We start from the raw sequence: 11,490 nt of genomic DNA on the forward strand, positions 1-11,490 counted from the left end.
TCGAAACGGGTTGTAGGGCTTGAACTCGGGCTTAGCTTTAGCGCATCAAGAGGCGCAAGAAAACGGGAGAGACATGCCTAAGCATCACGAGAACCGGGTCATGCCCTATAGCGCGCAACAGATCTACGATCTGGTGGCCGATGTGGGGAGCTATCCGAAATTCCTGCCGTGGAATTCGGCAGCCCGCGTGCGCTCGCGCGAGGAGCGCCCGGACGGCTCTATCCTGATGCTGGCCGATCTGGTGATCTCGTTCAAAGTGTTCCGCGAGAAGTTCGGCTCGCGCGTGGTGCTGCATCCCGACGAACATCACATCGAGACCGAATATCTCGACGGGCCGTTCAAATACATGCACAGCCACTGGCGGATGAGCGATCGCGACGACGGCTCTTGCGAGGTCGATTTCCATGTCGATTTCGAGTTCAAGAACGCGATCCTGCAGGGCGTGATCGGGGTCGTTTTCAACGAGGCGATGCAGCGGATCGTGCGCGCCTTCGAGAAACGCGCCGAGGAGTTGTATGGGCCGAAGGGCTGAGGGCATCTCAGCTCAAGTGCCACGAAAAAGGCCGCCCTTCGGGGGCGGCCTTTTCCATTTCGGGTCAACCCCCTGCGATCAGGAGTTCATGTCATAGGCGCGTTCGCCATGGGTGGACAGGTCCAGCCCGTTGGTCTCGTGCTCGTCGCTGACACGCAGCGGGAAGACCAGCCGCACCAGCATCGCCAGCGCCCAGCTGCCCGCGACGGTGAAGACCCCGACGACGGCCAGCGCGCCGAGTTGGGCGACAAAGCTGCCATGGCCGAAGACCGCGATCATGATCGTGCCGAAGATGCCGCCCACGCCATGGACCGCGAAGACGTCGAGGCTGTCATCGACATGCAGCCTCTCGCGGATCAGCACGACGAATTCCTGACAGATGATCCCGGCGGCGAAGCCGATCACCAGCGCTTCGATCGGACCGACGAAGCCCGAGGCCGGGGTGATCGAGGCGAGGCCTGCGATCGTGCCGGTCACGAGGCCCACCATCGAGGCGCGGCCGAACTTGATGCGCTCCCACAGCGCCCAGCTCAGCGAGGCGGCCGCGGCGGAGATATGGGTGACGGTGATCGCCATGCCGGCCACGCCATCGGCGGCCAGTTCAGAGCCGCCGTTGAAGCCGAACCAGCCGACCCAGAGCAGCCCTGCGCCCATCGCGACCATGCCGGGGTTATGCGGCGGCGTGGTGCGCTTCACCCGCGGGCCGATCATCAGCGCCAGCACGAGGGCCGCAAGGCCCGCGGTTTCGTGCACCACGATGCCGCCCGCGAAATCCTTGGTGCCGACCGCACCCCAGATACCGCCATCGGACATGATGCCACCGCCCCAGATCCAATGCGCGACGGGCGCGTAGATCAGCAGCATCCAGAGCCCCGTGAAGACCATCACGAAGCCGTAGTTGATCCGCTCTACGAAGGCGCCGACGATCAGCGCGGGCGTGATGATCGCGAAGGTCATCTGGAAGGCGAAGAAGACGATTTCCGGGATGGAGCCCGACAGCGTGTCCGGCGTGATGCCCAGCAGCGCGAATTTACCCAAGCCGCCCCAATAGCCATTGGCGTCCCCGAAGGCGATCGAATAGCCGAACAGCAGCCACAGCACGCTCATCAGCGCCGCGATCGAGAAACACTGCATGAAGATCGACAGCACGTTGCGCGCCCGCACGAGCCCGCCGTAAAACAGCGCCAGCCCCGGCAGCGTCATCAGCAAAACCAGTGCCGTCGCTACCATGATCCACGCGGTATCGGCCGCGTTCATCCCCGCTTCCATCTCGACAAATCCTCCTCGAAGTTCCCTCTGGAGGGCAGGGGCCATAAGCGCCGCGCGCAATAAAGAGACATTTTGCGCAAAACCCGCCTATTCGCGCGTCACTTTTGGAACTGCACTAAAAATAAGCAATACGGGGTGGGTGTGCCTGATCCGTGGGCGGAATAGAGTCAGGCTTGCACCGCCGAAAGCAGCAGAGCGAGCGCGTGATCGCGGGCCGCTTCGCGCACCTTGTCGCGGCCGAGCGCGCCGAATTCGACCGTCTCGACTTGGGTTTCGGCGCCCTCGCGGGCAAGGCCGAAACAGACGCGGCCCTCGGGTTTGAATTCCGATCCGCCCGGTCCCGCGATGCCGGTGATCGCGACCGCGATCTGGGAGTGGGAGTGGCTCAGCGCGCCCTCGGCCATCTCGCGCGCGACAGTCTCCGAGACCGCGCCGTGGGCGTCGAGGCTTTCCGCGCTGACGCCCAGCATCTCGCGTTTGGCGTCATTGGTGTAGGTGACAAAGCCGCGCTCCACGACCGCGGACGATCCCGGAATATCGGTAAGGGCTGCGGCGACCATCCCTCCGGTGCAGCTCTCGGCGGTCGCGACCATCAGGCCGCGCGCCTTGCAGGCGTCGAGAACGTCCGACGCGCGGCTCATCCCATCATGCCCAGAAAGACGATGTGGTAGAGGCCTGCGAGGATGATCGACACGATCCCGGCGAAGACCCCGGCCCAGATGTCATCCAGCATCACGCCCGTCGCGTCATGGCGGCGATCGGCGCGGCCCACGAGCCACGGCTTCCAGATGTCGAACAGCCGAAACAGCAGGAACGCCGCGACCGGGCCGGGCCAGACCATGTGCAGATCGACGCCCGTGGAGAGACCGCGCTGCCAGAAGCCGAAGGCCGGGAAGAGGAGCGCGACCCATTGGCCCGCCACCTCGTCGATGACGATCTCGGAAGGGTCGTCGGCGCTGTCGCCCAGCTGCGCGCGCACCGACCAGAAGCCGAGCGCGGTGACCGCGATGGTGGCGATCACCAGCGGGATGAAGCCCAGGTAATGCTCGATCGCCCAGCCGACCAGAACGGCGACCAGCGAGCCCCAGGTGCCCGGCGCGGGTTTCAGCAAGCCGACAAATCCGACCGTGTTGATGGCGCGCAGCATGGGGTTACTCCTTGATCAATGTTGCGGTGGCGATGGCGGCGATGCCTTCCTCGCGCCCGGTGAAGCCCAGACGCTCGGAGGTGGTGGCCTTGACCGAGATCCGGCCCGGCTCGATCCCGATGATGCGCGCCAGAGCCTGAGCCATTTCAGCGGCATGCGGGCCGATCTTGGGGCGCTCGCAGATCAGCGTGACATCGGCATTTCCCAGACGAAAGCCCCGCGTCTCGGCCAGTTTTACGGCGTGGTCGAGGAATATCTCCGACGCGGCACCCTTCCACTGCGGGTCCGACGGCGGGAAATGCCGCCCGATATCGCCCTCGGCCAGCGCGCCATAGATCGCATCGGTCAGCGCGTGCATGCCCACATCGGCGTCGGAATGGCCCTTGAGCTTCTTGTCATGCGGCACCGCGATTCCGCAGAGCGTCACATGATCGCCCGGCTCGAACGCGTGCACGTCGTAGCCATGGCCCAAACGGATATCCATCTTGTCTCCCAACAGTCTCTCGGCCCGGGCGAAATCCTCCGGGTAGGTGATCTTCAGATTGTCTTCCGAGCCGCGCGTGATCGCAACCGAAAGACCGGCCGCGCGGGCCACTTCCACGTCATCGGCAGCCCCGCCCGGATGGGCGCGATGGGCGCTGAGGATCGCGTCGAAATCGAAGCCCTGCGGGGTCTGCGCGCGGTAGAGACCATGGCGATCCTGCGTGCCGGTAACCTGGCCGTTTTCGCCGGTCCAGAGCGCGTCCGACACGGGCAGGGCGGGCGCTGCCGCCTGTGCGCTATCCAGCGCCTCGAGCACGCCCTCTATCACCGCGCGGCTCACCAGCGGGCGCGCGCCGTCATGGATCAGCACCTTCTCGACGCCCGAGCCCTCCAGCATTTCCAGCGCATTGCGTACCGAGGCATCGCGGCTCGCACCGCCCGCACAAAGCGCGACCTCGCCCTGAAACTGCGCGATGCCGCGCGTCATGTCTTCGGGATGCAGAACGACCACGATCCGCCCGATGCCTTTGAAAGCGGCAACGGTATGGGCCAGCACCGGCTGCCCCGCGAGGCTCTGCCATTGCTTCGGGGTTTCTCCGCCAGCGCGGGTGCCACGCCCGGCGGCGACGATGATGATGGCGTTGCTCATGGCGGCTCCCTGATCGCCCAAGGGCTTAGGCGAAGACGCGGCTCTGCGCAATCGGTGCCGCCGGACGCGATACGCTGCGGGATGTGACAACTGGCCACAGTTAAGTGATTAAAAATTAGGCGAGTGCTGATTTTCCCACCTAAAAAGGGGTGGACGCAATTGTGATTCTTTGGTCAAACGCCTAATTCGAAGGAAGACGAGTGACAGGACACCTCCGTGCCGCAGATTTTAGTTCTCGACGACATCACACTGACCCCACCGGTCTTTCTCGCGCCCATGGCCGGGATCACCGACCTTCCGTTCCGGCGGATGGTGGCGCGTTTCGGCGCGGGTCTCGTCGTGTCCGAGATGGTGGCCTCGGGAGAGATGCTGACCGCGAAACCCTCGGTGCGCGCGAAAGCGCGGGTCGAGATGGGGCTGGAGCTGCCGACCTCGGTGCAGCTGGCCGGGCGCGAGCCCGAACCGATGGCGGAGGCCGCGAAGATGGTCGCCGACATGGGCGCGCGGATCATCGACATCAATATGGGCTGCCCGGCCAAGAAGGTGACGGGCGGGGCTTCGGGCTCGGCGCTGATGCGCGATCCCGATCATGCGCTGCGGCTGATCGAGGCGACGGTGGGCGCGGTCGACCTGCCGGTGACGCTGAAGATGCGGCTGGGCTGGTGTGACGACACGCATAACGCGGCCGAGATCGCGCGCCGGGCCGAGGCCGCGGGTGTGAAGATGATCGTCGTGCATGGGCGCACGCGGATGCAGTTCTACAAGGGCAGCGCCGATTGGGAAGCGATTGCCGAGACGGTCGACGCGGTCTCGATCCCGGTGATCGCCAATGGCGACGTGGTCGATGCGAGCTCCGCGCGCGCAGCCCTTTCGCAATCGGGCGCGGCGGGTGTGATGGTCGGTCGCGGGGCGCAGGGCGCGCCGTGGCGGCTGGCTGAAATCGGTCATGAAATCTTTGGATCGCCGAAGCCGCAGGTTCCTTATGGAAATGCGCTTTGCGATTACATTTCAGAGCATTACGAGGCGATCTTGAGTTTCTACGGACGTGATCTCGGGCTGCGTCTCGCGCGTAAGCATCTGGGCTGGTATTGCGAGGCGGCGAATGCGCCGCTGCGCGCCGAGATGATGGTCAGCCAGACGCCGGAGGCGACCTTGGCGCTGATCGAGCGCGCTTTCGGGGAAAGGTGCGCCGCATGAACCTTCCGGCCCCCGGCATTATATGGACCTCGCTGCCGACCCCGGCGTTGCTGATCGATGGCGATGATCTTGTCGACGAGGTGAACCCCGCCGCCGAGCTGTTCCTTAACCTTTCCGCCAAGGCGCTGAGGGGTAAGGCGATCGGCGAAAGGCTCGCGATTTCCGCACCTTTGGAGGAAATCTTCTACCGGGTCCGGAAGAACCGCGCCTCGCTCTTCGTTAACGATGTCGAGCTGACGACGGGCGAAAAAGCCCCGGTGCAATGCAATCTGCAAGCCGCGCCTGTCGGCGAAGACCCCGACCGCGTGTTGCTGCTGATCGAGCCGCGCGAGCTGGCTGATCGGTTGGGCCGCGCGAGCCTCGTGAAATCTGCTGCGCGCTCGGCCATCGGCATGGCGGAGATGCTGGCCCATGAGATCAAGAACCCGCTCGCCGGGATCGCCGGGGCGGCCCAGCTTCTGAGCATGAACTTGTCCGGCGAAGACCTTGAATTGACAGACCTAATCGTCGACGAGACGCGCCGTATCGTGAAGCTGCTCGAACAGGTCGAGCAGTTCGGCAATGTCCGCGCGCCCGAGAAGAAGCCGGTCAATATCCATGACGTGCTCGACCGCGCGCGCAAATCCGCAGGCGTCGGCTTCGGTGCGCATATGACGATCAAGGAGGATTACGATCCCTCGCTGCCGCCGACGCTGGGCGATGCGGATCAATTGACTCAAGTCTTCCTGAACCTGTTGAAGAACGCCGCAGAAGCCTCGGAAGGGAATGGAGAAATCAAGATCCGTACCTTCTACGAACACAGCCTGCGTCTGCGTCGCGCCGATGGATCGGGGCAGCCGCTGCCGCTGCAGATCGAGATCATCGACGACGGCCCCGGCATCCCGCCGGAAATCTCCAACGAAATCTTCGAGCCCTTCGTTTCGGGGCGTGAGAACGGCACGGGGCTTGGTCTCGCGCTTGTCTCGAAGATCATCAACGATCACGACGGCTGGGTCACGCTCGACTCGGTCCCGGGCAAGACCCGGTTTCGCATTTCACTTCCCGTTGCGCCAAAGGAGGCCTGATCCATGGACGGCACCGTACTTGTCGCGGATGACGATCGTACAATCCGCACCGTTCTGACCCAGGCCCTGACCCGGGCGGGCTGTAAGGTTCATGCCACTGCCTCGCTGGTGACGCTGATGCGTTGGGTCGAAGAGGGCAAAGGCGATCTGGTGATCTCGGATGTGATCATGCCTGACGGAAACGGGCTCGAGGCGTTGCCCAAGATCTCCGAGGAGCGCCCGGGCCTGCCGGTCATCGTGATCTCGGCGCAGAACACGATCATGACCGCGATCCAGGCGGCCGAGGCCGAGGCTTACGACTATCTGCCCAAACCGTTCGATCTGCCGGACCTGATGAAGCGCGCGCAAAAGGCGCTGGAGCAGAAGCGCCGCAGCCCGACCGCTCCGCGCGAGATCGAAGGCGGCGGCGACGCGGGCGATCTGCCTCTGGTCGGGCGGACGCCGGCGATGCAGGAGCTTTATCGGCTTGTCGCACGGGTGATGAATGCCGATCTCGCGGTGCTGATCGCGGGTGAGAGCGGCACGGGCAAGTCCCTGATCGCGAAGGCGATTCACGACTTCTCCGACCGCCGCACGCTGCCCTTCGTGGTGGCGCAGGCGGGCGATCTGCAGGGGGCGGACGGCCCGGCGGCGCTGGTGGCGAAAGCCAAGGGCGGCTCGCTCGTCTTCGACGAGGTTGGCGATTACGACGACGAGACGCAGGCGCGGATCGTGCGGATGCTCGACGCGCTGCCCGATCCTGCGCCGCGGATCATGGCGACGACGCAGATCGACCTCGCGGGGCTGATGGAGGCGGGCAAGTTCCGTCAGGACCTGTTCTACCGCTTGGGCGGCGTGACGCTGAACGTGCCGAGCCTGCGCGAGCGCGTCGAGGACATCCCGCTTCTGGCCGAGCATTTCCTCGCCCGCGCCGAACGCGACGGGCTGGGACTGCGCCGCTTCACGCCCGAGGCGCTGCAGCTCGTGCGCGCCTATTCCTGGCCCGGCAACGTGCGCCAGCTAGAGAACACGATCCGCCGTCTCGCGGTGACCTCGCCCGAGGAAGAAATCACCCGCGCCGAGGCCGAATTCGTTCTGGGCAACCAGCCCGCGATCGAGCCGCTGCGTCAGGGCGGCGAGGGCGAGAAGCTCTCGGCCTCCATCGCGCGCCACCTGCGGCGCTATTTCGACCTTCACGGCGGCACGCTGCCGCCTCCGGGCCTTTATGACCGGATTCTGAAGGAAATGGAGGCGCCGCTGATCGAAATCGCGCTCGACGCGACCGGTGGCAACCAAGCCAGATGTGCCGATTTGCTCGGCATCAACCGCAATACGTTGCGTAAAAAGATCACCGATCTGGATATTCAGGTGACACGCCGCCGCAAACTGATGTAAACCCGCAACAGGGGGCTGTGGCTTTTCCGTTCACACGGATTCGCGAGCCACGGTCTGGAATGAGGGGGCATTAGTGCAGGGCAGCACGGCATATCGCTCAGGCTGGGACCGTTTGGCGCGCTTTCGCCGCCAAAAGCGGGTGCGCAACCTGTTCACCTTCGGTCTGGTCGTTCTGGGCCCGGCGCTCGCGATTGCGACCTTCATAGTTCTCGGGCCCTTGGGACAGGGGGCGGACAGCACCGCGCTGCGCCTAATCCTGCTCGCCGATTTCGTCTATTTCCTGCTGCTCGCCGGTCTGATCCTGATGCGGCTGGTGCAGATCATCGCCGCAAGGCGTGCCCATTCCGCCGGGTCGCGGCTGACCCTGCGCCTGACGGGCGTTTTCGCGGGCATCGCGCTGGTGCCGACGATCCTTGTCGCGGTCTTCGCGTTCCTCACCGTGAATATCGGTCTCGAGGGCTGGTTCTCGGATCGTGTGCGCTCGGTCGTGGGCACGTCACTGCAGGCCGCCGAGGCCTATCAGTCCGAGCATAAGCGCGATCTGGTGCAGGACAGCCGGGCGCTCGCGAATTTTCTCAATCTGCGGCGGCAGGCTTCGACCTTCATGTCCGATGGCGAGCTGCGCGAATTGCTGATCACCGGGCAGGCGGGCATCCAGCGCGGCGTGAAAGAGGCCTATGTGATCGACGGCACGGGCCGGATCGTCGCGCGGGGCGATCGCTCCTATCTCTTTGATTACGAAGAACCTTCCCCGCGCGACATCGTCGAAGCGCAGAAGGGCGAGACGGTGCTGATCGAGGATTGGCCGAACTCGGAACTGCGCGCACTGATCCGGCTCGATGCTTTCGTGGACCGCTATCTCTATATCTCGCGCAAGGTGGACGGGCAGATCCTCGCGCTGCTCGATAAGACGCGAGAGACGGTGACGCTCTATCAGCAATTGGAAAGCGCACGCGGCCGGGTGATTTTTGAGTTCGGGCTGCTCTATTTCGGCTTCGCGCTGATCCTGATCCTCGCCGCGCTCTGGATGGGCTTGTGGTTCGCAGAGCGCCTGTCGCGCCCCATCGGGCGGCTTGCCGCCGCGGCAGAGCGTGTCGGCTCGGGCGATCTGGATGCGCGGGTGATCGAGGCCGAGGGCGACGACGAGATCGCGACCCTGGGCGAGGCGTTCAACCGGATGACCGGGCAGTTGAAGGGTCAGCGCATGGCCCTGATCGAGAACCACCGCGAGACCGAAGAACGTCGGCGGATGTTCGATTCCGTGCTGTCCTCGGTGACCTCGGGGGTGATCGGGCTGGATGCAGACGGGCGGATAGATTTCGTGAACCGGGCGGCGATGACCTTGCTGGCGCTCGATAGCGCGCGCGACAATGCCCGCGATCTCTCGACCGCCGTTCCGGAATTCGTCGGGCTTTACAATCGCTTGCAGGACGGCCTTAACGAGGTCGCGCAAGAGGAAATCCGGGTCTCCCGCGGTGGGCGGCTGGAAAGCCTGCTGGTGCGTATGGCGGTGCGGCGCAACGATCTGGGCACGCCCGAGGGATACGTGGTGGCCTTCGAGGATGTGACCGATCTGGTCTCGGCGCAGCGGATGGCGGCATGGGGCGACGTGGCGCGGCGCATCGCGCATGAGATCAAGAACCCGCTGACGCCGATCCAGCTCTCGGCCGAGCGGATCAAGCGCAAATTCGGCAAGATGACCGAGGGCGAAGATCTCGAGACGCTCAATCAGCTCACCGGCGTGATTGTGCGGCAAACCAATGACTTGCGGCGCATTGTGGACGAGTTTTCGCGCTTCGCCCGGATGCCGGAACCCGACCGCGCGGATCACGATCTGGCTCAACTGGTGCGCGACGCCGCGACCTTGCAGCAAGACAGCCTGCATGGCGCGAAGCTGGTGACGGATGTCCCGACCGAGCCGGTGATCGTCGAGCTGGACGCGACGATGATTTCGCAAGCGGTGACGAACCTTGTGAAGAACGCAGGCGAAGCGATTGAATCCTATACGGAAAAAGGGGACGTGGAAGAGGGCTTCGCGCCCGAGGTTCGCCTCGATATGCAGGTCGCGCCCGACCATGTGACGATCCATATCGCGGATAACGGGATCGGCCTGCCGCCCGACCGCTCGCGCCTGTTCGAGCCTTACGTGACGACGCGCGAGAAAGGCACCGGGCTGGGCCTTCCCATCGTCAAGAAGATCATCGAGGAACATGGTGGAACGCTGACGCTGAGCGACGCGCCCGCCTTTGCAGAGGGTGCCCATCGCGGGGCGCTCGCCGAAATCAGGCTCCCACGCGCCCGAGCAGCGCTCAGAGCCATCAAGGAGAGGGGCGAAGCCCCCGGGGAAGTGACATGAGCGACATTCTGATCGTCGACGACGAGAAAGACATCCGCGAGCTGATCGCCGATATCCTGCGCGACGAAGGTTTCAAGACACGGCTCGCGGCGAATTCCAACGAATGCATGGATGAGATCAACGCCCAGGAACCGGCGCTGATGATCCTCGATATCTGGCTGAAGGACAGCAAGATGGACGGGATCGACATCCTCAAGACGGTCAAGCGCGACAACCCGGACGTGCCTGTCATCATCATCTCGGGCCACGGCAATATCGAGATCGCGGTGGCGGCGATCAAGCAGGGCGCGTACGACTTCATCGAGAAGCCCTTCAACATCGACCAGCTGATGGTGGTGATTTCGCGCGCGATGGAGACCGCGCGGCTGCGGCGCGAGAACTCGACGCTGAAGCGCCGCGACATGTCCTCGGGCGAGATGATCGGCGACTCGGCGGCGTTCCGGCGGCTGAAGGATCAGCTCGACAAGGTCACCAAGTCCAATGGCCGGGTGATGCTGACGGGCGAGCCGGGCTCGGGCAAGGAGATGGCCGCGCGCTATATCCACCAGTTCTCGACCCGCGCGGCGGGGCCCTTCATCACCGTGAACTCCGCCTCGATCGAACCCGACCGGATGGAAGAGGTGCTGTTCGGGCGCGAAACACCAGAGCGCGGCGTCGAGAAGGGCCTGTTGGAACAGGCGCATGGCGGCGTGATCTATTTCGACGAGGTGGCCGAGATGCCGCTCGGCACGCAGTCGAAAATCCTGCGGGTGCTGACCGAGCAGCAATTCCTGCGCGTGGGCGGGGCCGACAAGGTCCGCGTCGATCTGCGGGTGATCTCGTCGACGACCCGCGATCTGATGACGCAGATCCGCGAGGGTCTTTTCCGGCAGGAGCTCTACGACCGGCTGAACGTCGTGCCGATCGAGGTGCCGCCGCTCTCGGAGCGGCGCGAGGACGTGCCGCTTCTGGCAGACCATTTCCTGCGCGGGTTCAACGAGACCCAGGGCCTGCCGCTGCGTGAAATCTCGGAAGAGGCCGCGGCGCTGATGCAGACGATGGATTGGCCCGGCAACGTTCGCCAGCTGCGCAACGTGATCGAGCGGGTGCTGATCCTCGGCGAAGGCACGGGCGCGATCGAGGCGCGCGAGCTGCCCGGTCAGGAAGGCCCGGCGGATGAGGGCCGCATCGTTTTGGGCGGCGCGCTCGCAACGCTGCCTTTGCGCGAGGCGCGCGAGCTGTTCGAGCGCGAATACCTGCTCACCCAGATCAACCGTTTCGGGGGCAACATCTCGCGGACTGCGAATTTCGTCGGCATGGAACGCTCGGCGCTGCACCGCAAACTCAAATCGCTCGGCGTCGTCACCACGAACAAGGCGGGCGCCCGCGTCGCCCAATTCGACGGCGGCGAGGAGTAACGGAAAACGCGCGCCTCCTTTC

The 11,490-nt window shown here is 64.6% G+C and carries 10 protein-coding genes; 6 read left to right on the forward strand and 4 right to left on the reverse strand.

Going from position 1 to position 11,490, the window contains the following annotated elements:
• Positions 1-73: 73 nt before the first annotated feature.
• Positions 74-532 (forward strand): type II toxin-antitoxin system RatA family toxin, encoded by a 459-nt coding sequence (locus tag BMI86_RS08670; protein WP_078520790.1) that lies wholly within the window; start codon positions 74-76, stop codon positions 530-532.
• Positions 533-610: 78 nt separating this feature from the next.
• Here BMI86_RS08670 and BMI86_RS08675 read toward each other — a convergent pair whose 3' ends face one another.
• The 4 genes from BMI86_RS08675 to BMI86_RS08690 form a co-directional block, all read right to left on the reverse strand.
• On the reverse strand, positions 611-1,789 hold the full coding sequence (locus BMI86_RS08675) for an ammonium transporter (protein WP_078541368.1): 1,179 nt from the start codon (positions 1,787-1,789) through the stop codon (positions 611-613).
• Between the two features lie 179 nt (positions 1,790-1,968).
• A complete protein-coding gene (locus BMI86_RS08680; protein ID WP_078540787.1) occupies positions 1,969-2,442 on the reverse strand; it encodes a CinA family protein in 474 nt (157 codons plus the stop codon).
• Entirely contained in the window at positions 2,439-2,948 is a 510-nt protein-coding gene (locus BMI86_RS08685; RefSeq protein WP_078540789.1) for a phosphatidylglycerophosphatase A, read from the reverse strand. Before BMI86_RS08685 ends, BMI86_RS08680 begins: the two co-directional genes overlap by 4 nt.
• A 4-nt stretch (positions 2,949-2,952) precedes the next feature.
• Positions 2,953-4,080: a bifunctional 2-C-methyl-D-erythritol 4-phosphate cytidylyltransferase/2-C-methyl-D-erythritol 2,4-cyclodiphosphate synthase gene (locus BMI86_RS08690; RefSeq protein ID WP_078540790.1), complete on the reverse strand. Its 1,128-nt coding sequence runs from the start codon at positions 4,078-4,080 to the stop codon at positions 2,953-2,955.
• 216 nt (positions 4,081-4,296) lie between these two features.
• Here BMI86_RS08690 and dusB point away from each other — a divergent pair, with 216 nt between their 5' ends.
• The 5 genes from dusB (at position 4,297) to BMI86_RS08715 (ending at position 11,468) form a co-directional block, all read left to right on the forward strand.
• A complete protein-coding gene (dusB, locus tag BMI86_RS08695) occupies positions 4,297-5,277 on the forward strand; it encodes a tRNA dihydrouridine synthase DusB (RefSeq protein ID WP_281480108.1) in 981 nt (326 codons plus the stop codon).
• On the forward strand, positions 5,274-6,341 hold the full coding sequence (locus BMI86_RS08700) for an ATP-binding protein (protein ID WP_078540791.1): 1,068 nt from the start codon (positions 5,274-5,276) through the stop codon (positions 6,339-6,341). The genes dusB and BMI86_RS08700 overlap by 4 nt, the downstream gene beginning before the upstream one ends.
• Before the next feature lie 3 nt (positions 6,342-6,344).
• Positions 6,345-7,715 carry a response regulator gene (locus BMI86_RS08705; protein WP_078540792.1) on the forward strand — a complete coding sequence of 457 codons (1,371 nt, stop codon included), beginning with the start codon at positions 6,345-6,347 and terminating at the stop codon, positions 7,713-7,715.
• Between the two features lie 139 nt (positions 7,716-7,854).
• Complete coding sequence (locus BMI86_RS08710) at positions 7,855-10,071, forward strand: PAS domain-containing sensor histidine kinase (RefSeq protein WP_246831673.1); 2,217 nt, start codon at positions 7,855-7,857, stop codon at positions 10,069-10,071.
• Positions 10,068-11,468, forward strand: a complete 1,401-nt coding sequence (locus tag BMI86_RS08715; RefSeq protein WP_078520784.1) for a sigma-54 dependent transcriptional regulator — start codon at positions 10,068-10,070, stop codon at positions 11,466-11,468. The genes BMI86_RS08710 and BMI86_RS08715 overlap by 4 nt, the downstream gene beginning before the upstream one ends.
• Positions 11,469-11,490: the final 22 nt, after the last annotated feature.

Source organism: Thioclava sp. DLFJ5-1, from assembly GCF_002020115.1.
GTDB lineage: Bacteria > Pseudomonadota > Alphaproteobacteria > Rhodobacterales > Rhodobacteraceae > Thioclava > Thioclava sediminum.